The 24110-nt window shown below is 59.3% G+C and carries 26 protein-coding genes and 2 pseudogenes; 11 read left to right on the plus strand and 17 right to left on the minus strand.

Translation table 11 applies throughout. The features are described from left to right. Positions 1 to 15: 15 nt before the first annotated feature. The 5 genes from AB4Z52_RS30650 to AB4Z52_RS30670 all read left to right on the plus strand — a co-directional run bounded on the left by AB4Z52_RS30650 (position 16) and on the right by AB4Z52_RS30670 (position 2887). On the plus strand, positions 16 to 732 hold the full coding sequence (locus tag AB4Z52_RS30650; protein ID WP_442221637.1) for a carboxymuconolactone decarboxylase family protein: 717 nt from the start codon (positions 16 to 18) through the stop codon (positions 730 to 732). 18 nt (positions 733 to 750) lie between these two features. Next, the gene (locus AB4Z52_RS30655) at positions 751 to 1155 is read left to right on the plus strand and encodes a putative quinol monooxygenase (RefSeq protein WP_442221638.1); all 405 of its coding nucleotides are present in this window, start codon (positions 751 to 753) and stop codon (positions 1153 to 1155) included. Positions 1156 to 1192: 37 nt separating this feature from the next. After that, positions 1193 to 1444 (plus strand): hypothetical protein, encoded by a 252-nt coding sequence (locus AB4Z52_RS30660; RefSeq protein ID WP_442221639.1) that lies wholly within the window; start codon positions 1193 to 1195, stop codon positions 1442 to 1444. 7 nt (positions 1445 to 1451) lie between these two features. Continuing rightward, complete coding sequence (locus tag AB4Z52_RS30665; protein WP_442221640.1) at positions 1452 to 1586, plus strand: DUF1330 domain-containing protein; 135 nt, start codon at positions 1452 to 1454, stop codon at positions 1584 to 1586. Between the two features lie 101 nt (positions 1587 to 1687). Continuing rightward, positions 1688 to 2887 carry an MFS transporter gene (locus AB4Z52_RS30670; protein ID WP_442221641.1) on the plus strand — a complete coding sequence of 400 codons (1200 nt, stop codon included), beginning with the start codon at positions 1688 to 1690 and terminating at the stop codon, positions 2885 to 2887. 452 nt (positions 2888 to 3339) lie between these two features. Here the strand turns inward: AB4Z52_RS30670 and AB4Z52_RS30675 are convergent, their stop codons facing one another. The 5 genes from AB4Z52_RS30675 to AB4Z52_RS30695 all read right to left on the minus strand — a co-directional run bounded on the left by AB4Z52_RS30675 (position 3340) and on the right by AB4Z52_RS30695 (position 8850). Continuing rightward, on the minus strand, positions 3340 to 4353 hold the full coding sequence (locus AB4Z52_RS30675; RefSeq protein ID WP_442221642.1) for an ABC transporter ATP-binding protein: 1014 nt from the start codon (positions 4351 to 4353) through the stop codon (positions 3340 to 3342). Between the two features lie 30 nt (positions 4354 to 4383). Beyond that, positions 4384 to 5214 (minus strand): carbohydrate ABC transporter permease, encoded by an 831-nt coding sequence (locus tag AB4Z52_RS30680; protein WP_442221643.1) that lies wholly within the window; start codon positions 5212 to 5214, stop codon positions 4384 to 4386. Further along, entirely contained in the window at positions 5211 to 6116 is a 906-nt protein-coding gene (locus AB4Z52_RS30685; protein ID WP_442221644.1) for a carbohydrate ABC transporter permease, read from the minus strand. The genes AB4Z52_RS30680 and AB4Z52_RS30685 overlap by 4 nt, the downstream gene beginning before the upstream one ends. Before the next feature lie 72 nt (positions 6117 to 6188). Then, on the minus strand, positions 6189 to 7460 hold the full coding sequence (locus tag AB4Z52_RS30690) for an ABC transporter substrate-binding protein (RefSeq protein ID WP_442221645.1): 1272 nt from the start codon (positions 7458 to 7460) through the stop codon (positions 6189 to 6191). A gap of 64 nt (positions 7461 to 7524) precedes the next feature. Next, positions 7525 to 8850, minus strand: coding sequence for a glycoside hydrolase family 30 protein (locus tag AB4Z52_RS30695; protein WP_442221646.1), 1326 nt, complete (start codon positions 8848 to 8850; stop codon positions 7525 to 7527). 369 nt (positions 8851 to 9219) lie between these two features. Between AB4Z52_RS30695 and AB4Z52_RS30700 the strand changes: the two genes are divergently transcribed. Continuing rightward, a complete protein-coding gene (locus AB4Z52_RS30700; protein WP_442221647.1) occupies positions 9220 to 10293 on the plus strand; it encodes an ROK family protein in 1074 nt (357 codons plus the stop codon). Between the two features lie 57 nt (positions 10294 to 10350). Here AB4Z52_RS30700 and AB4Z52_RS30705 read toward each other — a convergent pair. Continuing rightward, positions 10351 to 10605: pseudogene (locus AB4Z52_RS30705) on the minus strand (AtaL-like protein); the annotation flags it as partial. A gap of 40 nt (positions 10606 to 10645) precedes the next feature. Beyond that, entirely contained in the window at positions 10646 to 11515 is an 870-nt protein-coding gene (locus AB4Z52_RS30710) for an SDR family oxidoreductase (protein ID WP_442221648.1), read from the minus strand. A gap of 110 nt (positions 11516 to 11625) precedes the next feature. Between AB4Z52_RS30710 and AB4Z52_RS30715 the strand changes: the two genes are divergently transcribed. Beyond that, positions 11626 to 12516: a LysR family transcriptional regulator gene (locus AB4Z52_RS30715; RefSeq protein WP_442221649.1), complete on the plus strand. Its 891-nt coding sequence runs from the start codon at positions 11626 to 11628 to the stop codon at positions 12514 to 12516. Positions 12517 to 12903: 387 nt separating this feature from the next. Here the strand turns inward: AB4Z52_RS30715 and AB4Z52_RS30720 are convergent, their stop codons facing one another. Beyond that, positions 12904 to 13803 (minus strand): cupin domain-containing protein, encoded by a 900-nt coding sequence (locus AB4Z52_RS30720; protein ID WP_442221650.1) that lies wholly within the window; start codon positions 13801 to 13803, stop codon positions 12904 to 12906. 98 nt (positions 13804 to 13901) lie between these two features. Between AB4Z52_RS30720 and AB4Z52_RS30725 the strand changes: the two genes are divergently transcribed. Together AB4Z52_RS30725 and AB4Z52_RS30730 are read left to right on the plus strand one after the other, a co-directional pair. Next, positions 13902 to 14660, plus strand: coding sequence for an SDR family oxidoreductase (locus AB4Z52_RS30725; protein ID WP_442221651.1), 759 nt, complete (start codon positions 13902 to 13904; stop codon positions 14658 to 14660). Between the two features lie 32 nt (positions 14661 to 14692). Next, positions 14693 to 15637 carry an alpha/beta hydrolase family protein gene (locus tag AB4Z52_RS30730; protein ID WP_442221652.1) on the plus strand — a complete coding sequence of 315 codons (945 nt, stop codon included), beginning with the start codon at positions 14693 to 14695 and terminating at the stop codon, positions 15635 to 15637. Positions 15638 to 15694: 57 nt separating this feature from the next. On the opposite strand, the gene AB4Z52_RS30735 is transcribed toward AB4Z52_RS30730, so the two are convergent. Together AB4Z52_RS30735 and AB4Z52_RS30740 are read right to left on the minus strand one after the other, a co-directional pair. Then, on the minus strand, positions 15695 to 16447 hold the full coding sequence (locus AB4Z52_RS30735) for an SDR family oxidoreductase (RefSeq protein ID WP_442221653.1): 753 nt from the start codon (positions 16445 to 16447) through the stop codon (positions 15695 to 15697). 328 nt (positions 16448 to 16775) lie between these two features. Further along, positions 16776 to 17495: an SDR family oxidoreductase gene (locus AB4Z52_RS30740; protein ID WP_442221654.1), complete on the minus strand. Its 720-nt coding sequence runs from the start codon at positions 17493 to 17495 to the stop codon at positions 16776 to 16778. Positions 17496 to 17623: 128 nt separating this feature from the next. Between AB4Z52_RS30740 and AB4Z52_RS30745 the strand changes: the two genes are divergently transcribed. Then, positions 17624 to 18187, plus strand: coding sequence for a TetR/AcrR family transcriptional regulator (locus tag AB4Z52_RS30745; protein WP_442221655.1), 564 nt, complete (start codon positions 17624 to 17626; stop codon positions 18185 to 18187). A 955-nt stretch (positions 18188 to 19142) separates the two neighbouring features. Here the strand turns inward: AB4Z52_RS30745 and AB4Z52_RS30750 are convergent. The 3 genes from AB4Z52_RS30750 to AB4Z52_RS30760 all read right to left on the minus strand — a co-directional run bounded on the left by AB4Z52_RS30750 (position 19143) and on the right by AB4Z52_RS30760 (position 21312). Then, positions 19143 to 19991 (minus strand): pirin family protein, encoded by an 849-nt coding sequence (locus AB4Z52_RS30750; RefSeq protein ID WP_442221656.1) that lies wholly within the window; start codon positions 19989 to 19991, stop codon positions 19143 to 19145. Between the two features lie 63 nt (positions 19992 to 20054). Beyond that, positions 20055 to 20684: an NADPH-dependent F420 reductase gene (locus AB4Z52_RS30755; RefSeq protein WP_442221657.1), complete on the minus strand. Its 630-nt coding sequence runs from the start codon at positions 20682 to 20684 to the stop codon at positions 20055 to 20057. A gap of 28 nt (positions 20685 to 20712) precedes the next feature. After that, a complete protein-coding gene (locus tag AB4Z52_RS30760; protein WP_442221658.1) occupies positions 20713 to 21312 on the minus strand; it encodes an FMN-dependent NADH-azoreductase in 600 nt (199 codons plus the stop codon). A gap of 12 nt (positions 21313 to 21324) precedes the next feature. Between AB4Z52_RS30760 and AB4Z52_RS30765 the strand changes: the two genes are divergently transcribed. Further along, a complete protein-coding gene (locus AB4Z52_RS30765; protein ID WP_442221659.1) occupies positions 21325 to 22362 on the plus strand; it encodes a LysR family transcriptional regulator in 1038 nt (345 codons plus the stop codon). Between the two features lie 97 nt (positions 22363 to 22459). Here AB4Z52_RS30765 and AB4Z52_RS30770 read toward each other — a convergent pair. The 4 genes and pseudogenes from AB4Z52_RS30770 to AB4Z52_RS30785 form a co-directional block, all read right to left on the minus strand. Next, a pseudogene (locus tag AB4Z52_RS30770) lies at positions 22460 to 22846 on the minus strand (hypothetical protein); the annotation flags it as partial. Next, complete coding sequence (locus AB4Z52_RS30775) at positions 22846 to 22995, minus strand: hypothetical protein (protein WP_442221660.1); 150 nt, start codon at positions 22993 to 22995, stop codon at positions 22846 to 22848. The gene AB4Z52_RS30775 and the pseudogene AB4Z52_RS30770, both read right to left, overlap by 1 nt. A gap of 8 nt (positions 22996 to 23003) precedes the next feature. Next, complete coding sequence (locus AB4Z52_RS30780; RefSeq protein ID WP_442221661.1) at positions 23004 to 23420, minus strand: nuclear transport factor 2 family protein; 417 nt, start codon at positions 23418 to 23420, stop codon at positions 23004 to 23006. Between the two features lie 67 nt (positions 23421 to 23487). Next, a complete protein-coding gene (locus AB4Z52_RS30785) occupies positions 23488 to 24108 on the minus strand; it encodes an NADPH-dependent F420 reductase (RefSeq protein WP_442221662.1) in 621 nt (206 codons plus the stop codon). Positions 24109 to 24110: the final 2 nt, after the last annotated feature.

The raw sequence follows: 24110 nt of genomic DNA on the forward strand, positions 1-24110 counted from the left end.
GACTGGATCAACATCATGGCAAAACCAACCGACAACCATCCCGCACTGACACTTGACGATCTTCGCAGCGTTTCGCCGGCCCTGGCTGCCTTTACCCAGAACACGGTCATCGGCGATCTCTGGAGCCGCTCCGGACTGTCTGCGAGAGACCGCAGCATCGTGACCGTTGCAGCGCTCATCGCGCGCAATCAGACGATCGGCTTGCCGCATTACGTCAACAAGGCACTCGACAGTGGCGTCTCGGCTGCCGAAGTCTCCGAAATCGTGACACATCTCGCCTTCTACGCCGGATGGTCCAATGCCTTCTTCGCTGTCGAGATCGTCAAGGATATCTTTGTTGAACGTGGTATCGGCGCCGATCAGTTGCCCGAGGCGTCACCGCAGCTTCTCCCTCTGAACGAGGAGGCGGAAGCAAAGCGTGCGAATGGCGTCCAAGCCAATTTTGGCGATGTATCCCCCGGCGTCGTGCACTATACCGCAGAGGTCCTGTTCAAAAGCCTCTGGCTTCGTCCGGGCCTCGCGCCACGGGATCGCAGCCTCGTCACTGTCGCGGCCCTCGTCGCGAATGGTCAGGTCGCCCAGATCAGCTACCACCTCGGCCGCGCGATGGATAACGGCCTGACGCAGGAACAGGCGTCCGAAGTCCTGACCCAGCTCGCCTTCCACAGCGGCTGGCCATGTGTGTTCTCAGCCATGCCAGTGGTCAAGGATGTGTTTGTAAACCGGTCGTGACCAGCTGAGGAACGTTCCATGGAAAACAAGCAGATTTTCGTTGTCTTTGCCGTGGTCATCCTAACTTTGGCGGGCCACTCGGCGAAGGCGCAGGATACGAGCACTCCCGTGATCCGCATCGCCGAGCTGGAAATCGATCCCGCCCAGATGGAAGCCTATTCGGCCGCCGTCAAAGTCGAGATGGAGACGTCGATCCGGGTGGAGCCGGGAGTTCAGGCGCTCTATGCCGTTTCGATCAAGGGCAAGCCAAACCATCTTCGCTTCTTCGAGATGTATGCAGACAACGCTGCTTACGCGGCTCACCGCAACTCTGCGCACTTCAAGACATATGTCGCCACCACCAAGGACATGATCCTCGATCGGAAGCTGTTCGAAACGGACAATTTTCAGCTCAGCGCCAAGCAGCAATGGCAGCCAAGGTAACGTCGACCCACCTCTCTTGAAACGTAAGGAACCCAAGATGAAGAAAGCTCGCATCGCAACGTTCTTGATCGCGCTTGGCGCCGCCACCTTTTTCACGATGTCAGCGTCCTGGGCCCAGGAGCCGGCTTCCAGTGTGAAGCCCGCCCACTATATTTCCGAGTTCCAGGTGACTGATCCGGAAGGGATCAGCCATACAGCAACCAGGTGGAATCAACATTCAAGCCGTTCGGGAGACGTTTCATTGTCCGGGGTGGAGGAAATGTCGTCTCACTCAAAGGCGGGGGTTTGAAGGGCGCATGGTGGTGATCGCTTTTGGCAGCGTGGACAAGGCAAAGGCTTGGTACAACCCGCCCGAATATGAAGAACTCAAACCGATCCGGCATAGGTCGGCAACGTCGCGCGTCTATATTGTCGAAGGTCCCGCAAGCTGAGACCCGGTCCTGATTGCAGGTCGATAACGAAAATTTCTGAGAAAAACACAAGGTGAGCCAGCAAGGTCGGCGCACCTCGATTTCTGTTCAAGGACCGAACCATGTCGCGCGCGCACTCTGAAACTCCAACGTCCACCGCAATGTCGCCAGCGCTTACACTGTTGTTTGCGATTTCCGGTGGCGCGGCGGTCGGCAATCTTTATTGGGCCCAGCCCTTGCTATCCGATATCGCCGGTTCGCTCGGTGTCTCGATCGCCGCCGCCGGCACACTGATTACAGTGACGCAGATCGGCTATGCGCTTGGCATTCTGCTCGTCGTCCCGCTTGGCGATACGATGAACAGGCGGCGCTTGATCCCGGCCATCATGATCTGTTCTGCGGTCGCGCTTATCGCGTGCGCGCTCGCACCGAGTTTCGCGGCTCTGCTCGCCGCGCTTGCAGCCGTTGGATTGACGACGGTCGCTGGACAACTTCTCACGCCTCTAGCCGGTGATCTCGCCGAGCCCGACCAGCGCGGCCGCGTGGTCGGAACAATCGTCTCAGGGCTGATCACCGGTATCCTGCTGTCACGCACAATCAGCGGCTTTCTTGCGCATGCCTTCGGTTGGCGGGCGATCTACGTTGCGGCCGCCTTGTTCATCTTTCTGCTTGCGGTCCTTCTCTCCTGGGCTCTGCCGGCGGAGAAGCCGAGGCCTACTGTTTCCTATGGCAAATTGTTGGCCTCGGTCTTTTCGGTCGTGCGTCAACATCGTCTCGTACGCATTACACTCTTCATCGGTGCCTGCGCATTTGCCGTCTTCACATTATTCTGGACTGGGCTGACCTTCCTTCTCAGTTCGCCGCCTTTCGCCTACTCCGTTAGTCAGATCGGTCTGGTCGGCGTTGTCGGTCTTGCGGGCGCGCTTGCAGCCCGCCGCGCCGGCTGGCTCCATGATCGGGGCTGGTCAGTCGAAGGTACGGGGGCCGCTCTTGCTCTTGGGCTGATCTCTCTCGTGATCGCGGGCTTTGGTTCAACTCACATCGTTCCTGTCCTAGCCGCTGTCCTATTACTGGACGTCGCAATCCAGGCTACCAACGTTCTCAATCAATCGAGACTGTTCGCCGTCGACCCTGGCGCGCGCAGCCGACTGAACACAGCGTTCGTGGTCTGCAACTTTATCGGCGGCGCAATGGGGTCGATGATGGCAGGCGTCTTGTGGGAACGCGGCGGCTGGGTTGCTGTCGTCACAGGCGGCGGGGTCCTGATCGCGCTGGCGATGATCGTTTGGGTGACCCAGCGCAGGTGGCTCGTCGCCGGTTGACAGCTTCTTAACCAGAGGAGGCGACACGGGAATTCTCGCCACATTTTTCGCCTCATCGCTCAATTCACTTTTCGATGACATGGGTAAGTGTCCGGCATCCAGCTTCGTCATCGCACATGCCTTGCCTTTGGAAGGCGGCCATACTGAACGCTGTGTTGGCCAAGTTTGTCCAAAGCATCGTTTGATTGACTGCATGATCAATGGAGGATGGCATTAACATTCCGCGCCGATTGACAGCGCGTCCACGCAAGCAGTTCCGAGATTTCAGATGTGTTCACATCAATCCACGCTCTGGCGTAAGACGATTCCTTGCGCAATCAGCCGCTGATCTCAACCCTCGGCCTTCAGCTGCTGGCCCTTTTATGCAGACCCACCGATATCAACAGCAACATAGCCGGCATGGTCGTCGGCAAGGCCGTATGTGAAGCGTTAAGATTGCAGCGACATTTCTGCTATCGGAGCCTGCGACCCAGGCCGATACGCCGGCCTTCATTGTCGAATAGGTGTTCGTGCACTGAGTCGGGTACTATACGCACGGCGTCTCCGGCGCCAAAGCGTCGATTTCCATTGATACGCATCGTAAGATCGCCCAATTCGCTTGTCAGATACAAGATAGTCTCGTTGCCCAGATACTCGGTGAATTTGACCTGCGCTGCCCAGCCGCCTTCTTCTGTAAGAGACAGGTGCTCCGGCCGGATGCCGTAGGTTGTAGCGCCCCGCTCCTCTGCGATTAACCCCGTCAACAGGTTCATTTTCGGCGAACCGATGAAAGTCGCCACAAAGATCGTTTGCGGGTGCTGATAGAGTTCCTCCGGGCTCCCGACCTGTTCGATACGGCCCGCATTCATAACGACGATCTGATCGGCCAAGGTCATGGCCTCAACCTGGTCGTGCGTCACGTAGACCATGGTGGCTGCAAGACGCTCGTGCAGCTCCGCCAGTTCCACGCGCATCTGGGTCCGTAGTGCTGCATCCAAGTTCGACAGAGGTTCGTCGAATAGAAAGACCTCGGGATTTCGAACGATCGAGCGGCCGATCGCCACGCGCTGCCTTTGACCGCCAGACAGGGCGGCCGGCTTGCGATCGAGAAGAGGTTGCAAATGCAGGATATCCGCCGCCTTTGCCACCCTTGCATCGCGTTCCAAGGCCGGAACCTTCGCCAGCCGCAGGCCGAAGTCTATGTTCTGGCGCACCGTCATATGTGGAAAGAGAGCATAGGATTGGAAAACCATCGAAATCCCGCGCTGCGACGGTTCGCTGCCCGTCACATCGCGTCCCCCGATATGGATACTGCCCCGCGTCGGCGTCTCAAGTCCGGCGATCATGCGAAGCAGGGTCGACTTTCCGCATCCCGACGGGCCGACAAGGACCGTGAACGATCCATCGGGAATGGTCAGCGTCAGTTGCGGTATGATTTCAACAGCACCGAATGTCTTGTTGAGGGCAGACAGTTGAACTTCAGCCATGGTGACGGCTCCTTGACTTAAGATTACGGCTCATCCCTTCACCGCCCCGCCGGTCAGGCCTGCGACGATGTATTTCTGGGCAGCCAGGAAGAAGGCGACAGAGGGAAGGATTGTCAGCGTGATGAATGCAAGCGTCCTATTCCACTCGACGACGTATTCGCCGCGGAACTGCATCATTCCAAGCGGCCAGGTGTAGAGCTCACGGGAGTTCAAGACGACCAGCGGCAGCAGAAAGTTGTTCCAGCTCGAAACGAACACGAACGTGCCGACGGTCGCCAGAATGGGCGTCGACAGCGGCAAGGTAAACCGCCAGAAGAAGCGGATATAACCGCAACCTTCCACCCACGCCGCTTCGAACAGCTCCTTCGGCAACTGCTCGAAGAACGTCTTGAACAGAAGGATCGAGAGGGAAAGGCCGAATGCAGTCTGGGGCAGAATGACGGCCCAATAGCTGTCAAGCAGTCCCAAATCGCGCACCTTGATGAACAGCGGGAGGATTGCCGTCGCGAACGGGAAAACGAGGCCCAGCAATAGATATGCCTGCAGCCAGCGTGCTCCGAAGAAGCGGATCTGGGCAAAGACGTAGGCCGCTGCGGCCGCGACGATCAGCGTAAGCACTACCGACATCAGCGAGATGAACAGCGAATTTCCCAGAAACCGCCAGAACGACGCATCGGAAAGAATCGACGAGAAGAATTCGATGTGCCAGTTCTGCGGAACTCCGAACGGATTGGTTCGCAGTTCGCCGGCGCTCTTGAAGCCGCCCAACACCGTCACCAGCATCGGCCCCAGCACGAATGCGCTTACCAGCGTCAGGACCACCGCGCGGCCGAGGCCGGCGAAGAAAGCGGAAATCTTCATCGCGAGGCTTCCTTGTTGAGGGTGCGTTGATAGCCAACAGCCACAACGACGGCCGCCAGGAAGAGGATCACACCGACCGCGCTGCCGAAACCCACCTTCAGGCGGGTCAGGCCATACGCATAGAGATAGGTCACGATCGTGTGGGTGCTGTTTGACGGACCGCCGTTGGTCAGCGGTATCACGACATCGAAGAGCTGGAGGGAGCCGACGACAGCGAAGAACCCGGATACCATCAGCGCGGGCTTGATCTGCGGGATCAGTATGTGGCGGACGATCTGCCACCGGCCTGCACCCTCGATCTTGCCGGCCTCGATCATCTCAGCAGGCACGCCTTGTAACGCGGCGATGTAGATCATCATGTGAAATCCAAAGTATTTCCACACGACGACGACTGTGATTGCAAAGAACGCCCAGTTCTTGTCTGCAAGGATGAAGAACGGCTTCATTCCCAATGCCGCGAATAGTCCGGCCGCGACACCCGTGTTTCCGTCGAACACGAAACTCCAGATCAGGCCGGAGGCGATTTCGGCGAGAATGTATGGGAGGAAAAAGACGAGCCTGAAGGCTGCATTCGTCGGTGTCTGGCGGTAAACGAGAAGTGCCAGAAGCAATGCCAGTGGCATTTGCACCACGATGGAAACCACCAGAACGATCATGGAATTGCGGACGGATTGCCAGAATATGCCCTGACCGAGAACCTGTGCGTAATTGTCGAGTCCTACGAACTCGCTCGGGGCACCGTAGCCGTTCCACTTGAAAAGGCTGTAATAGCCAGCATCCAAAAGCGGCAATATGACGAACAGCGTGAAGAGCAGCAATGCAGGCGGCAGCATCAGCACGATCGCAGTCGTGCGATCATCCAGGCGCCACCTGCGCGCCGGATAAGGAGCGAAAGCAGACATCGAAGAGCCTCTCATGCGGGAGCTTGGGATGGGCGGAACTGGCGGACACCGGATGGGGCCGCCAGGGTCGTTTCATCGCATGGACCATGCATCCTGAATTTTCGTCGCGGCCTCTTGTGGAGTCACGCCCCCTTGGGCGAGGTCTGCGGAGACGTCATTGAACGTGGCCCCGACATCGGCACCGAGCGCCTGATCGAGGAAGACCTGATGGTATTGAGAGGCCGCAAGATGTTCGGACATTGCCTTGAAGAAGGGATTTGTGATCCCGGCTTCAGTCCCTTTGGTCGCCGGGATGTAGTAGCCGGCAGTTGCGCCCTTGGCCAGATTTTCCGGGCTGTTGATAAATTTCAGGAAGTTGATGGATTCCGCAGAAGCAGTGGACGACACGGCCCATCCGTTGAGCCCGCCGAACGTGTCGGCAACAGCGCCCGTGCCGCTTTCGACCGTGGGAAAGCGCAAAATGCTCATCCGGGCGTCGTCAATTCCCTTGCCACTGACGGAAGCCTGCTTGGCCGAGCCGTAGTCCCAGTCGCCCATGAGATGGAACAGTCCCTTGCCGTCTCCGAACATGCCTGAGGCCTGCTCGAAAGTCGTATCCATGAAACCGGGCTGAAAAGGCGCGAGGTCGACAAGCTTCTTGAAGTCCTCTCCCGCCTTGACGAACGGCGCCGATGCGAAACCATCACCTTTGCCGGCGACCGCTGCGGCAAAACCGTCTGCACCGGCCTCGCGCAGTGCCAGATAGCCATAGTAGAAATGCAGGGGCCACTTGTCCTTGCCGCCAACAACGATCGGTGTGACGCCGGTGCCCTTGGCTTTCTTCACGGCGGCGAGGAACTCGTCCCAGGTCTTGATCGCCGGGATGTCGATGCCCGCTTTCTTAGCAAGATCGAGATTCGTCCAGAACACGACTTCCGACGCATTGATCGGCGCACCGACGATCTTGCCGCCGATCGTGAAGGCTTTTACACCCGCCGCCGAGTAGCGGTCGGCCCATTCCGTGGCCACATCCGCGGTGATGTCTTTCAGAAAGCCTGCAGCAGCCTGATCGGCGAGCACCCCGCCGCCCCAGCTATAGAAGAGGTCAGGGCGCGCATCCGATTGAAGCAGTGTGGGCAGTTTCTGTTTATAGGCTTCGGTCGATAGATATTCGAACTGCACATGGATACCAGGATGTTCCGCCTCATAGGCCGTAACCATCTGTTGATAGAGCGCTTTTTCGCCCTCGTTGCCAGGTTCCGAGCGTAAGACCTTGATCGTAGTGTCGGCAAAGGCTGGCAACGCGAGTGCCGTTGATGTGAACGCCGCCAAGAATGCGGCTGCTCTGAAGTGTTTGAAATTCATGCTCTCCTCCAAGGCATCTCAGTGAACAGGCGCACAGGTGATGCCAAGCCCATGCGCCTGTCTGTCATTCCGCGATCGTCGTGAACGAATAGGGTGGTAGGTCGAGTGTGACGGAGGTAGAGCCGCACCGGGCGGTGACCTGCACTGCGTCAGGTGTTGGATTGTTCATTACGACCACTTCCAGCCCATCCGGATTGCGGAAGTAAATTGCGTTCCCGGCCCATCGACCCAACGGCCGTAGCACGGTTGCGCCTGGCCGGACGAAGCCTGCAAAGTGGCGCATGACGTGGAATTCCGGCCTGATCGCCAGTGTGCCGTCACCTGCGACGGTGAACATCGAATTCTGCTTCCATCCCCATGTGCTGACACCGCCATCTTCCAGAACGGCGTTCCAGTAGACATAGGCGCTGACGCCGTGGTCCAGGAAGTGGCGCACCAGATTGAAGACGTAATGGGCGTAGTCCCAGCTGTTCTCACCGTCGCCGCACTCGTTTTCGGTCTGGATGAGATCAAGCTCCGGCGCAGAGATCTGTGCCTGCCGGATCGAATGTTTGCCCGCCCATTGAAAGCCGATCCCCTTGATGGCAGCGCGCGCCTGCGGATCAGCGAGCGTCGGTAGGACGAATTTATTGAAGTCCCCGCGAACGTCGCCTCGCTCTATCGTGCCGAGCCAAAGATCGGTATTGAGCCCGGCATGGCGGAAAGCTGGCGCCAGATAGTCGCGGAGGAAGTCGCGCAACTGTTCGCCGGTCCAGCGGCATGAAGGGAACTTCTGGTCGGAGTCCGGCTCGTTTTGAGGATGGACTGCGGAAATCGGAAGCCCTTCGGCTTCATACGCCTTTACGAAGCGGACGAAGTAGTCCGCATAGGCCTTGAGATACGCGTCTTCCCAAACGATATGGCCGTAATTATAGGCCTTCGGGAATTTCATCCAGCTCGGCGGACTCCACGGGGAGGCAAAGAGAGTGAGCGGCCGGCCGCTGACGGCTTGCGCAGCCCTGATATACGGGATCACCGCCTCCCGGTCGCGAGCAATGGAGAAAGACTCCATCGCGAAATCGCCGTCGGTTTCGTTGTAGCTATACCAGCTTGCGGAGTAGTCGTTTGCCCCGATCGGCAGGCGGCAATAGGTGAAGGCCATCTCGTCGGGCGCAAACAACAGACGCAACACCTCGGCGCGTTCCGCGTCAGATGTCTTTTGCAGAGCGATCCAGCCAAGCTCGTTGAAGCAGGTACCGAACCCCTTGAAACGCGACGTGATCTCTTCGCCCGGAGCAAGGTCGTTATCAACCCGTGCACTGCTCGCCTCGACGGCAACCCAGGCCGCTTCTTCCGTCGTCGTGACAATCCGCATCTTCCGCTCCAACTGCGTCGCAAAGCGGAAGGTCAAATCACAGCTCCGCCGCGCACCCGTCTGAAGGGGCGCAGACATCTACTGCATAGCTTTTTGAAACCTCCCGATGGCGGCCGGCAGGTCCTCACCCCCGGCTCCATGACGGCAACATAACGCATCAAAGGAAGAAATGTCAACATACTTCATACACTGTATGAAGTATGTTGACATTAGTAGCATACAATCGATCGGTACCGTTTGCTGGCGCAGAACCATGATGCTAAGAACGTCAGACTTTAAGTCATTGAAAGAAAGTGCTGAAACGGCATGAGGATGAAAGGCGACCAGAGCACCACACGCCTAATCAATCGTCGGCTTGTCTTGAATTATTTGCGCCGCGCGGGTCAAGTCACGCGGATGGACCTCGTGGCCTATACCAGACTCAGTCCTGCTGCCATTTCGGGGGTGGTCGGCGAACTAATGGACGAGGGCTTCGTCATCGAAGGTGAGGCGGCTCGGAGCAGTGGCGGGCGAAAACCGGTTCTTGTTTCGATCAACTATGGTTTTCGTGTTTCCATCGGCATCAAGCTGATGCATGACCGTATCGATGCGATGATGACCGATCTGTCGACCAAGCCGATCGGCTTTACCTCGATCAAGATCAAGAGCACGGCCATTGATGAAGTTGCGCGGGCAACGACAGCAGCGGTAACGGAACTTCTGCCTGATCCGACCCAGCGGCATGAAATGTTGCTGGGCTTGGGCGTGGCCATGCCGGGTTTCATCGATGTGGAGCGCGGGATCTGCCTGCAATCTCCGAGGCTGGGTTGGAACAACGTAGCCGTGGCTCAAGTTCTTGCCGGCGCAGTCGGGAAGCCGGTCTGGGTGGACAACGATGTCAATGCTTACGCCATCGCGCAAAACCTTTTTGGGTTAAGTCGTCTCAGGCGCTCTTCCCTTGTCCTGATCTTGGGCACAGGAGTGGGAGCGGCTATAATGATTGGCGGTCAAGTCCATAGAGGCGGACGTTTCATGGCCGGCGAAGTGGGCTACACTATTGACCACCCGGGGCGTTCATGGAGCGATATGTTTTCTGAGCCGGCGATGGAGGCGGATTGGGACGAAATCTGTCGCAATGAAGCCCGTCCGAATGAGGGTTTAGGTGCCGCGTCGCTTGAACAAGATGGCAATTCATTGGTTTTTCTGCACGAACGTGGCGTTCGTATAGGTCAACACCTTGCAACAATGATCAATATGATGGACCCCGAAATCGTCATCATAGGTGGGGAAGCGATGCGTTTTGGACCGGCATTCGCCGATGCGATTCAAAGTTCGCTCCAGCAGTTCACGTGGGGAGAACTACCCGAGATCGCGTTCGATTGGACGAACGACATTTGGTCTCGTGCGGCAGCAGCGCTTGCTATTCAAAGCTTTTTTGATTTCGAGAGTGTATTAGGAATGCAGGGATCACCTATCCCGAGCGAAACTGCCCCTGGCTGAAGCCGCGAAATGAGGATATCTCATGCCCCATTGCAAATGTTGATGCGCGCTGCGTTCCGTAAGCCATAGGAAGCGGATTCGTTGATCCGGTTCGAGGGTGATGATCTCTCTGATGTCAGAACCGGCGATGGTGGCTTCGCGGACGAAGTGCGTCGCACTTTCCTCGATGACGTCGCAGTGGGTGCAGAGACCAGGGGGAAGGAACAGGCACGCATCGCGCGCGTTAAGTTCCGGGCCCTTCCAGACCTGCTCGCGGGTAAGCTTCGTTTCGCCTTCCGGTTTCACGGGAACGGTAGCGGTTGAATAAATCATGACGATGGTCCTTGATTGTTCTGGATCGGGACTGGCGGCCTCAGGCGGAGGCAGCGGTTTCCGCGGCAAAGTTGCGATAGGAGCGAAGCGGACGGCCGAGAAGCGTTATCAGGCGCTCAACGTCGCCGCCCTCGGGGAGCATGCCGTCGGTCAGAAACCGCTCGCCCATCATGCCCATGTCGTAGGCCATCCACGGGGGCATGAACTGCTTGAGGTTCTGCTCGAAGGCTTGGGTATAGCCACCGCCGTAGTTGATCGGGCGGGCGAGCACCTCCGACCAGATGGCGGCGATATCCGTTCCGGTCAGTGTCTCGGGGCCCACCAGATTGATGCGGTTGATCGGAAGCGGCTGTGCAGCCTGTTCGCGACGAAGCAGCTCAAGGGCGGCGATCTCCGCAATATCGCGGACGTCGATCATGGCGAGACCCTTTTCGCCAACGGGCATCGGGTAGACGCCATAGCCAGTGATCACGTCCCTGATCGTCAGATCGTTCTGGATGAAATAGGCCGGGCGCAGGATCGTCGCTGCCAAGCCCATCTGCTCGATCATCCGCTCGACGCCGAACTTCCCGGCGAAATGCGGCACGTTCACGTAGACGTCCGGGTGAATGACCGACAGGTATACGATCCGTTCGATGCCGGCCGAGCGGGCGACGTTGAGCGCGATCAGGGCCTGGGTGAATTCATCCGGTACGACGGCATTCAGCAGGAACAGCGTGGAGACGCCCTCGAAAGCGGTGCGCAAGGAGTCTACGTCGAGGAAGTCGCCCTTCAAGACGGCAACGCCTTCCGGGAAGTTGGCTTTGGACGGATCGCGGACGAGGGCGCGGACATCAGCGCCGCGGTTGACGAGGTGTTGGATGACTTGGCCGCCGATATTGCCTGTGGCGCCGGTAACGAGAATGGTCATGGGAGTATCTCCGGGTTGTTTGGTTTCGCTTGACACCCGGAATATGGCTGGTTCATTGCTGGTCCAATAGACCATCATTTTAGACACGTCGTCCCACAGGTGAAACGCTCATGGATCTCCTCGCTCTTGCCGATTTCAATCTCGTTGCGCGCTATGGCGGCTTCGGCAAAGCAGCGCGTGCCACAGGCCGTCCAAAGGCGACCCTGTCGCGACGAGTAACAGAACTTGAGGCTGCCCTTGAGCTTCGACTGTTCGAGCGTGGCGCGCGCAATCTGAAGCTCACCGAGGAAGGACGCGCGCTTCATGAACGCACAGCCGCTCTGCTGACGGAGTTGGACGAAACAGCGGCCGCGATTGCGTCTGGTGCGGAGAAGCCGCGCGGCCGATTGCGGATCAGCGCGCCACTCCTTTTGTCGCAGACCGCAATGGGAAAGATTGCTGCCGGTTTCGCCTTGAAATACCCGGATGTAAGACTGGAAATCACCACTGAAGACCGAGCCGTCGATATGATCGAGGAAGGCTATGATCTGGTGATCCGGGTCAACCCGGAACCGGACGAAGCCCTCGTTGGCCGGGTCTTCCTGCGCGACCGGCTGGTTGTCGTGGCAAGCCCTGACCTCCTCCGCCCGGTTGGAGACTCCCCAGTGCCGGGCGTGGTGCGCGGTGCAGGTAATCGGCAGATCTGGAAATGCACGACATCAGCAGGGCCCTCGACATTCAGTATTGAGCCAGTCCTTGCATTGTCGTCACTCAGCATGGTGCGGGATGCGGTTCGAATAGGTGTTGGCGCTGCAAGCCTGCCGATCTCGCTGGTGAGCCACGATCTGGCTCACGGCACGTTGCTACATTGGGGAGATGTTGAGGAATCGGAGGTCGCGCTATGGGCACTCTACCCATCACGACGGCTGCTCAGTGCCCGCGTGTCAGCGTTCCTCGATTACCTGAAGCAGGCTTTTCCCAACGGGACGCCCGACGAACTGGCTGCTTATATCGGCAGATAGCATCCATGGAGCTCTTGGTCGTCTCGCCGGTGAGACTGCTTATATATCCTCGCTCCGCCTCACCGTCCGCTTCGGTCATTCCGGTTATCGCACCGTCGAGCAGGCTGCCAAGAGCATTGTCTTTCTCGCAACCCTCGCCGAGGACGGCCCGACCGGCGGCTTTTTTTTCGACGGTGAGACTGTTCCTTGGTAGCCTTTGTGCCTAATCCCACAGCGAAGCGATACCGGCCGCCCTATTCGGGCGGCGGCCCTTATCAGGGCCAAAAGCGGTCTTTTCCCCCAAAAGCTGGTTTGCGCCGGCTGCCAGTTCCTATGACGCTCGTCGCCGTGAACGACATTCCGCAGTTCTTCAGTACGCGGTACTCGGTGCGGTTTCTTGCGGCAGCTCTATGCTGCCGTGCCTTCCCGTGAATAGGCTCCGGGTGGCTTCCCGACATGGCGGGTGAAGGCGACGCTGAACGCGCTCGCCGAGCCGTAGCCGACGCGTTGCGCAATCTCCGCCGTGGCCACGTCCTTGCGAAGGAGTTCCTTCGCCAGTGCCATGCGCCAGCCGGTTGCGTATTCCATGGGGGGCACTCCGACCTCTCTGCGGAAGCGATCGAAGAAGGTCGATCGTGACATTGCGGCATCTTGCGCCAGTGCTTCAACCGTCATGCTGCGACCCGGATCCGCGTGGATCCGGCGCAGTGTCGGCGCAAGTAGCGGATCGGCCATGCCGCGCAGCAACCCTGGAGGCGCCGCTGCTCCGCCCGTCGAGCGGAGCGCCTCGATCAGCAGCACCTCCAACAACCGGCGAAGCACCATGGCGCGGGCGGTCCGGTCGGCGCTGGTCTCGTCGTTGATCATCCGGACAAGAAGCGTCAGGCGTTCTTCGCCACGTACATGAATGACCTCCGGTAGGAGCGAGACCAGAAGAGCCCTGTCGTCCGAGCCGAAAGCACAATGCCCGACCATCGCCACGACCTCGATCGGCGCGTCAGGATCTCCGAGCCGGAAGACACCGGGGCTTGTCTCAAGGCGCTGTGCAATTGCCCCGTGAGGTGGTGGCTCCAGACTGCTCATCGTGAACGAGAAGATTTCCGGAACGAGCACGAAGTCACCCGCTGTCAGCACCATCGGCTCGCGACCGGTGATCGTCATCAAGCAGCGACCTTCCACGACAGCGCAATAAAAAGGGCTGCCAAGCTCGGTGCGCTCGACGAGCCACTGGCCTGCGCCGGTGACCAGCTTCGAAATCGATGGGCTGGGCATGAGCAAGGAAACAACTTCTGCGACTGGATCGGTCATGAGTTCGGACTTTTGCTAAAGATACTCGGACAAATGAATATAGCAAGTCTGGCAGTGCCCGTCTAACTCTTGGTCAGTAATTATCCAGGAGACAACACATGCCAAAAATCCTCATCACCGGTTGCTCATCCGGTTTCGGACTCGCTATCGCAGAGAAATTCGTGACTGCAGGATGGGACGTGGTTGCGACCATGCGCACGCCGCGCAATGACCTGCTCCCTGCTCACGATAGGCTCGAAATTCTTGCGCTGGATGTGACCAGTGCGGGGAGCATCGATAAAGCCGTTGACGCTGCAGGGCCAATCGACGCTTTGGTGAACAATGCCGGCGTCGGAATGCTCAATGTGCTGGAAGGCGTCGAGATGGCGAAGGTTCGTGAGCTGTTCGAGACGAACGTATTCGGCGCAATGGCGATGACCAAGGCAGTTCTTCCGCAGATGCGGGTACGCGGCTCAGGCGTCATCGTCAATGTCAGTTCCAGCGTCACCATCAAGCCGCTGCCCGCCCTGTCCGTCTACAGCGCCAGCAAGGCAGCACTGAACGCTTTTACTGAAAGTCTCGCCTTTGAGGCTGCCCTGTTCGGGGTGCGCGCGAAATTGGTCCTGCCGGGATCGGCGCCGACCACAGGGTTCGGCAAAAATGCCGTGGCCCGGATGGGCATGGATATTCCAGAGCCCTATAGCGTGTTCGTCCACGACTATCTCACGACGCTGCGATCCGGCACTGAATTCACGACGCCGGAAGACGTGGCTGAGGCCGTCTGGCGTGCCGTAACAGAGCCAGATGCTCCTATGAAAATCCCCGCCGGCACCGATGCACAAACCTGGTTTCGCGAAGCAGGCCACGCGGTCGAGTGAAGCATTGCCTGCCCGAAAACAGGAGACTTGAAATGAACAATCTGATCGATCTCGCCCGTCACATTCCAACCTCCGATGCCACTCTAACCGTGGCCTATACCCCGATCCGTCTACCGATGTCCGGCCGCCAACCGCTGGAACTGCGCCTCACTGCACCTGTCGGCGGCGGCAACCTGCCGATCGCGCTGTTGTCGCATGGCTTCGGGCCGTCCAACTATATTCCCTCGAAGGACGGCTATGCGCCGCTGGCGCAATTCTGGGCCGAGCGCGGCTTGGCGGTAATCCAGCCGACACATGCCAGTTCGCGTGGCGGCGGCATGCCCGCCGACACGCCCGGCGCGCCGTTCTTCTGGCGTGAGCGTGTGGAGGAGATGAAGGCGATCCTCGACCAACTGTCCGAGGTTGAACGTCAGGCGTCTGCGATTGCGGGCCGACTGGATCATTCGCGCATTGCCGCGGCCGGTCATTCCTTCGGCGGCCACACCGTTGGGCTCCTGCTGGGCGCGCAGCTAGACGGGGAGGATTTCTCCGATCCCCGCATCTCGGCGGGCGTTCTGCTCGCCGCCCCCGGGCGCGGCGGGAAGGACATGACCGAGGAGAATGCTGCACGTTTTCCGTTCTTCGACGTGGATTTCTCGACGCTGACGAGACCCAGCCTTATTGTCTGCGGCGATCAGGATGATCCGCATTTCACAACCCGTGGCCCTGAATGGCATGCGGATGCCTTCCACGATGCGCCGGGCGCGGAAGCCCTGTTGATGCTGCACGGGGTTGGGCATGGGCTTGGCGGTATTGCCGGGCTTGACGCTAAGGAAACCGAGATTGAGGCGCCTGACGGTTTGGAAGCAACGAAACGACTGACCCTCGCTTGGCTGCAGACAGCGCTGGGAGCGGATCAAGGTGCATGGCCCAGCGCGTGCCTCGCGCTCAAGGGTAAAGCGGAAACGCTTGCCGACGTCACGCAAAGCCAGCACTGAATTATGATCAAGTCGGTCGACGGCGGGGTTGCTCCTCGCGACCCCGCCGTCGACGTTTCACTTCAGGAACGGGTTGATCGCCGCCAGAGTGCTGTCAAAGCGGTTCTCGGCTTCGGCTGTGCGCATGAAGTCGACGCCTTCGACGAGAATCTCCTTCGGCGTCGGGTTTTGCTGGAAGAGGGCCATGACCTGGTCGGCGAAGACATCGAGCGGCATGAACCGCTCATTGGTCTTTTGGCCGGGGGTTAGCTCCGTCTGCACGGCTGGCGGAACGAGTTCGATGACTTCGATCTTGTCCTTCAGAACCGCGCGCAGCGAAACGGTATAGCTGTGGATGGCGGCCTTGATCGCCGAATAGGTCGGGGCGATCACCAGCGGCACGAAGGCCAGACCCGAGCTGACATTGACGATCGCGGCATCGGGCTGCCGGCCCAGATGCTCGATCAGCGCGTTAGTGACCCGGATCGGGCCGAGCAGGTTGGTGTTGACGGAGGCTTCGGCGTCGCTCAGATCGCGGACCTTGTCGAGCGACATTTCCATGCGCATGATACCAGCGCTGTTGAACAGCACGTTAACGGCTGGAAAGTCAGCGACGAGCCTCTCGGCAAAAGCTGCGACATTGGCGGGATCGTCCATGTCGAGCGTCAGAGCGTGCATGTTCGGCCGATCGCCTATCGCCTTTTGCAGCGTTTCCAGCCGACGGCCTGCGATGATCACGGTATTGCCGAGGTCATGAAAGCGGTGCGCCAGCGCCTCGCCGATCCCCGTGCCGCCGCCCGTGATGAGAATGGTGTTTCCGGTGGTTTTCATAGCAATGATCCTTCTGAATTCTGGGTTCGGGTGCGCCCACAACGTCTGGGCAGGTCGCTAGAGGCAGTGATCTGGTCTCGAGTGCCGGCAACGCTTGTCCCTGGAGTGTTAGGGCTGATCAGCTGCTCGACTATTCTCAATTTAGCGAGCTTATTTGATGGCGATAGACGGCGAAATTGGACAGTCCGTCTCGGAGGTGGAACGATCCGTTGCGGAAAGAAGCTCGTTCTCTGGGGTCGACTAGCGCTGCTACTCGCGGCTACATCGCCTTGTCGACATACCTCGAACGGGGACCAAGCCCTGTTTCGACAGAGTAGAACCTAAAATTCTACCAGGGTGTCATTCCGTCGGGTTCTACGAAGACGCCGGTCTGATCCCCTGACAAGGCGTATCGAACGGGAAGCTTGGCTCCTTCTTGCGGCGTCATGTTGCCGTATCCGGTCAGGTCCGTCTTGACGAAGCCAGGGCTGACGGAATTGACGACAATGCTCGTGTTGCGCAACTCTGCGCTCAACTGGATGGTCAGTATGTTCAGCGCTGCTTTCGACGCGTTATATCCAATGAAGCGCTGCGAATAATAGGTCGAGGTCGGATCGGCATTCAGCGTCAGTGAGCCAAGCGAACTGGACAGGTTGACGATCCGGCCAGCGGGAGCCTTCTTCAACAAAGGCAGCATCGCCTGCGTGACTGCCAGCGCGCCGATGAAGTTGATGTCCATCACGCGGCGGACGGCCTCGATCGAGGCGCTGCTGGGCGGAGCATCGGAAAAATCAAAGATCCCGGCATTGTTGACAAGGATGTCGAGCTTGCCGTGCTCCTCCCTGATCGTCGCAGCAGCGGCTTCAACGCTCGCGAGGTCAACGAGGTCGAGCCGAACGGATTGCACGATCAGGTTCTGCGATGCCAGGTCGTCGACAGCCGCACGTCCGCGCTCGTCGTTCCTAGCCCCGATGATCACGTGGACACCGGTTTCGGCGAGCTGGCGGGCGATCTCAAGTCCAATTCCCTTGTTGGCGCCGGTGACAAGCGCGATACGCTCTCTCTGCATGATCATTCCTTTCAACTGCATCTCCAGTCATTATATGAAGGATCATTCAGCTTGAGGATTCGCTTTTGCCATCACCGACGCCCCTATCGCTAATCGCCCGGAAAAAGCCGCGTCAGGCCCGTGCTGCAGTGACGCTGGATGCTGTTTTCGAGGCAACCATTCAGCTTTTGCTAAGCGATGGGCCACATCGGTTGACGACGACCCGTGTGGCGGAGCGCGCGGGCGTTTCGGTCGGCACAATGTATCAATATTTTCCGAACAAGCAGGCGCTGATCTACGCACTCAACGAGCGTTATCTGGAAGCGTTGGCTGGAAAGATTGAGGCCACGTGCCAGGGGCAACACGGCGCACCCGCGGGCGAGATGGTCGCGGCGCTCATCGAGGTGTACTGGCGAGCGAAGACAGATCGAGCCGATGTGACCAGAGCGCTTTATCGATCAGTTGCAGAGATGGACAACGAGCAGCTGATCGACGCGTTTGCCGCCCGCGCTGACGCCGCGACAACCGCCATGCTTTCAAGCGCGTCGGACATAACCTTTGCGGACGTTCAATCCGTGAATCGCACGCTCGTTACCGTCATCTTCGGCGCGGTACGCAACGCTTTTGAACGCGGCCTCTCCGGCACAGCAGCTGAGGACTTGCGTCGGCAACTGGTGATCATGTGCCGCTCGTATCTGCAGACAACAACTTGACCCATGTGGCGCATGCGGCCGCATTTAAAAAACAATGTTTTGCGGGGCATCCCCGCAGGGGCAAAGGTGATCACTGGCAGTGTTTTGGCTGTTAGGAAAATGTACGAAATCGGCAGTTCGGAAATTGGCGAAATGAAACTGATCGGATCTGCGGTCTTGAGGGATATGAACCATTGAACCACATCCCCTTTCATCAAGATATTGATAACTTTAGTCTTTGCGGCATAGCAACGATTTATGAAACGGGGCCGTAGCCGGATGATCAAAGCGCTAGCCACCGCCAGCGTGGCTTTAAATTCCCAAAGCGGTTGCGACGAGGCTAGGCACTGTGATCGTCGGGCGACCGATCAGTTGTCGCAACGCCCCGTCATCGAATAGCGCACCGCGCGAGGCCGCAGCGTCGGCGTCCGCCAAAAGAGAAGCGAGATCAGCGGGTAGCCCAGCGCCAGCCAGAACACTTTCGTAATCGGCCTCGGAAAGATCGTTATAGACGACATTCTTGCCAGACAGCCGCAGTCTGTAAATTCTACGCAGTGTCTATCGCCGCGTTGGACGATATCGGGCAGGACGCCGACCAAATCGCCAAGTCGATAAAATATGTCGATGGCCGTCACGATGACTATGAGCACAAGCCGGCAGACCCGCGCCTTGTGTGAGGGCGGGCGATTGAAGATCCTCTGACCAGCGGACTTCGATCTCCGCGTCAGGCGGCATCTGCCTGAGAGTGTCTGCTTCAACAGCCCTCCACCAGGCTTGCCGATTGATCAACTGGTCGCGTGGACGCGCATCGGTATCCGTTAGGTCTCAAACGTGCATGTTACCGCTCCACATGCGGAGCGGATAGCACTGACATTGAGTGCGGGCCGGCGCAGCCGGTTCAATCCTCGGCATCGCCGCTGTCGACTTGCAGTTCCGTTCCGCCGGAAAACTGCAATCCGCGAAATCGACTGGGTCTTTAGAAGCGGCCGGCCCGGTAGTCGGTGAACGCTTGCTGGATTTCCGCCTGCGTGTTCATCACGAAGGGGCCTCCAAACGCGATCGGCTCGCGCAAGGGCTGGCCGGCGAAAAGCAGAAAGCGGCCGGCAGTGCCCCGCGCCGTTATGGTAAGTTCTGACGATCCCGGCTCCTCCGATCGCGTCAACCAGCCAAGCTGGCTTGCCTCCAAAAGGTCACCGGCGGGCCCGATCTCGACCGCGCCTTCGAGGACGTAGACAAAGGCATTGTCGGTCGCTGCAAACGAGTGCCGAAACGCACCACTGTTTTCGACCCGCACCTCGAGCATCGTAACAGGAAGATGGTTGAGTGTGGGTGAGATCATGTCGCCGTAGGCTCCTGAAAAGACCCTGATCTCAACTCCATCCCCGCTCCGGACCGGCAAGGCGGAAGCCACCAGATCTTGATACCGTGGAACAGCCATCTTCTCGGCCGCAGGCAAATTCACCCAGAGCTGCAGGGTATGAGCAATTGTCCCGGCCGGAGGGTTTTCCTCATGCTGGATACCTCGGCCGGCGGTCATCCATTGAGCATCGCCGGCCTGGATCACCCCTTCATATCCGGCGCTGTCGCGATGCTCGATCGCCCCTTCGATGACGAATGTAACCGTCTCGATGCCGCGATGTGGATGAAAACCGAATAGCCCCTGGGGTGCCCAATCCTCGGCCATCAGGACGAAGGGATCGCCGAACGCGGCGTCCGGTGCGTCGATCAAACGGCGCGCGCGATGACCGGCGACTTGTCCCGACACGAACCGGGGGTCGTCGATGCGGGCCACTTTTCGAACCAATATCGGTTTGGGAGCGTTCATCCTGAATCCTTCTGGCCGGGCGGCTAATTCGCGCACTCACAATGCACGCGGCTCAAATTTAGCTTAGCGAACGATCCGGCGGCCGAAGTGCAATTCCACAGCGGATAGAGGGCCGCCGAGCTGTTGCATCGCACCGCCGTCCGCGAGAGAGCCGAGGTCGAGCGCGACCAAGCCAGTCGAATCGATAAGTTCGACTACGAGCGCCTTGGCATCGCGATCGTCTCCTGACACGAACAGTACGGTCTTCGGCTTCTGTGGCGAGAAATCCTGTATCCAAGCCATCGGCATATTGCTGATCGACTTCACCAGCCTGGCCCCGGGCGCCATTGCGGCGATTGTCTCGCTCGACGTGCGGCCCTCCAACGCGGCAACCGATCTTGCTACGCCGGAAGCGCTGATGTCCGGTTTCTCGCCCATGTGGGCGTTCGTCCCGTCGACGAGTATGCGGCCGCTCCAGTCGATTCCCTTGAGCGCATCCGGCGCATCCGCCCAATTCGTGGCGAGGATCACCACCTCGCATTCCGCAGCTTCCTGCTTGGATCCTGCGCTGGCGGCCGGACCCAAATCGGCGACGAGCCCCGCCAACGCCTCCGGCCCCCGCGAACTGGACAGGACGACCTCGTGGCCCGCCGCGATCAAATGACGACCGATGGTCGTAGCCATGCGACCAGCGCCGATGAACCCAACTTTCATAACCGTTTCTCCTCGATCAAACGCTGACTCAAGCCGCAGCCAATGCAAGCACTTCGCCGAACTCCTCCACCGCCGTCTCGCCTGCCATTCCAGCGCGCGCCGATCCGGCGAGTACGATGTCCAGATCTGTAATTCCGATGAACCCCAGCACCTGACGGAGGTAGCTGCCGGCGTGATCATAGCCTTCGATCGGCGAGCCCGGACTGAAATCACCCCCGCTCGCAAGAATGACGGTGGCCTTCTGGCCCGTCAGCTGCCCGACATTATCGACGACAGTGACGCCGACCCGGACGACATGGTCGATGTAGGCCTTCAGCACCGCCGGGATGGTGAAATTGTACATCGGCGTGCCGATGACGATGCGATCGGCAGCCTGCAGTTCGCCGACCAGATCATTTGATATCTTGATGGCGGCAGCGCTCTCCAGCGAATGTTGCTCCGGGGGCGTGAACGCGCCGCCAATCCATGGCAGATCGACAAACGGCAGGGTGGTCTTGACCAGGTCGCGTTCGACCACCTCGCCGCCTGGGTGCGCTGCTCGCCATTTTTCGACGAAGAGCGACGTGAGTTTGCGGGAAGTCGAGAGCTCGTATCGAGGGCTGCAGTCGATGGCGAGAAGTGAGGTCATGTCGGAGCTCCAATGCTGCGAAGGTCTGTGGTTGCCCGTAAGATCGCGCATCGTAGTGGTGAAAAAAAACTGTCGAAGTTTCGATCAACTCGGGCTATTTATTCGAACATGGGTCCGTTGACGCTCGATCAAATCCAAGTGTTCCTTGCCGTCGTTGACGAAGGAAGCTTCACGAAAGCGGCGGCTAGGTTGAACCGTGCACGGTCCGCCGTGACCTACGGGATACAGAAGCTCGAAGCGCAAATCGGATTGCCGCTGTTCGACCGCATCGCATACCGTCCGACGCTGACCGAGGCGGGCCGCACGCTCCTTTGGCGTGCGCGACGCATTGCCGACGAGTCGGATGCTTTTCAGCAGTCCGCGCGAAGTCTGGCAAGCGGGCTGGAAGCCGAGTTGACGATCGTGATGGACTCGATGTTCCCGGTGCCCCCGATCGTCGAAACGCTCCGGGCCTTTACGATGACGTTTCCAACCGTCCAACCGCGCGTCTACGTACAGCCGCTCGGCGCGGCAGCGGAACTGGTGCTCGACGGAACTTGCGTAGTCGGTCTCCTCCCACTCATCTTCAGTGACATGGCCGCCTTTAAGAGCTTTCCACTACTGACCATCGACCTCGTCCCGGTCGTCGCTCCCGATCACCCACTCGCGGCGATCGAAGGAACGATCGAGACGCATGTCCTGCAGCAGCACGTGCAACTCGTGCTGACCGATCGCTCCGCCCTGACGGCGGGGCGGGACTACGGCGTCCTTTCCGCGCGAACCTGGCGCTTGGCAGACCTTCGTGCCAAGCAGTCGATGCTGCTGGCCGGCCTCGGCTGGGGCAACATGCCTTTTCATATGGTTGAAGATGACATCGAGCGGGGTCGGTTGAAGATCATCCGACCGGCAGACTTCGATCCGCGTGTCGCTCGTCTGGTAATGGGATGTGCTTATCCCACCGGCGATCGGTTAGGCCCCGGCGCTCGATGGCTGATCGAACGGTTGAGGTCGGGTCCGGGGCTGCATTTCAACGCGGCTGACAGGCACGCGGCACAAATTTCGCGAGGATGACGATGAAGATTCTACTGGTGTCGAGCGCACTGGTCATACTGGCGTGCCGGCGTCTGTGAGCGGCGCCGTATCAGGCAGGCGTATCGGTTGGTGTCTCTGTCGCGACCTCTACCAGTGCACCGTCCTCGTCGAGGACCGGCAGTTTTGTGCCGGCAGGCGTGACGGACTTTGCCTAGGCCGGAATAGAAGCCCAGCGGTTATCCGGGCCGGCCTGTATAAGCTGCGCTCGGATGTTTTCCGTCCGAGACGACGTGCACGGGAAACGGCAGCACATTCAGTGACCTCAGCCACTCGAGATGGTCTTAGACGGCCTTGGGTTTCCAGCCTGTATCCGCGGAAATAGCGCAGTCTGGCATCGACCCGATCTCGCCGTGCGCGGCCATAAGGGCCATCGTCGTGGACTGGACGCCGGCATCAAGCGAGAGCGCGCGCAGCCGGATTGGGGAGCGTATTGCCTCCCTGCAAGATTCGGAGCATGGAGCATCACGCGGTCTCGCGCCCGGTCTCCAACTGCGGCTGGAGATTGTGGAGATAGGCAACAGCGCGCTGCGCAAGCGCGGCCGCCTCAGTCAGTCCCGCGGGACCGCCGCGGATAATGAGGCACTCGACCCGACGGTTGTGCTGCCTCGTCATCGTGAAGCTCAGGGTCTGGGGCTCGCGGCCGTCTCGGAGGCCCGCGCCAGTGCTTGCGTATCGACATACTCACGGATGTTCGTCAGCTTGCCATCTCGAACCGTGATGGCGAAGACCCAGTTATCCTCCCACGCCTTGCCGGTGGCCTTTATTGTCCCCTCCGCGGAGCCGACGACCAGAACCCGGTCGCCCTGCGCTACGTATTCGGGAGGCAACGAGAATGACGTTTCCAGCTCTTTCAAAGCCGTCTGAAGCAAATCCGCCAATCCGGCGTGTCCGCGGTGTGTACCGGCCAGCGGCCAGCCCTCGCCCGGGACGATCCATTCGATGTCTTCGGCAGACAACGCGAACAGGGCTTGCTTATCGCCTTCACCCATCGCCGCGAAGAATGCCTTAACAGTCCGGACGTTGTCTTCGATGCTCATCGAAGTCTCTCCATTTTCCTTGTGTCGGTTGCGTTGTGGATCTATCCGATAGCGTGCGGTCGGTAGCTCAGCCGATCTCGACGTTCATGGCGATGTTCCAGGAGCCGGCGCCGTTCTTGGCGAGGCCGATCATCATCAGGCCAAGTGCCTCGAGCGTCTGTGCCATGTTCAGGCCGCCGACATCCAACGGACGCAGCCCGAGGCTTTCGAGGAACTTCGAGACACGCGCCTTCGCTTCTGCATCGTCGGCTGCGATAAAGGCGTCGAGGTGCCCGCCCTTGGCGAGCACGTGACCGAAGATCGTGTTGAACGCCTTCACGACGTGAGCGCCCGCGGGAAGGCTTTTTGCAGTCTCCTGCGCGCCGGAACTGCCGGCAGGGGTAACGAGGCCCGTCATGTCGGCGTTGACTGGATTGGCGAGGTCGATGATCACCTTGCCGCCGAGGGCGTCGCCAAAGTCGGCCACTACCGCGGCCACACTGCCGTAAGGCACCGCAAGGATGACGATGTCGCCCACCGGTGCAGCGCCATACGTCCCCGTGGTCGCTTTGCCCGCGAGCTTGTCGGCCAGTTCTCGTGCTTTCGCGGCGTCGCGGTTGACGACCTCGACGGTGTGTCCGGCACTAGCGATACGGCCCGCAACCGCCGCAGCCATGGTTCCAGAGCCAATGATACTGATAGTGCTCATGT

The sequence above is a fragment of the Rhizobium sp. 2YAF20 genome, from assembly GCF_052114685.1.
Classification (GTDB): Bacteria; Pseudomonadota; Alphaproteobacteria; order Rhizobiales; family Rhizobiaceae; genus Rhizobium.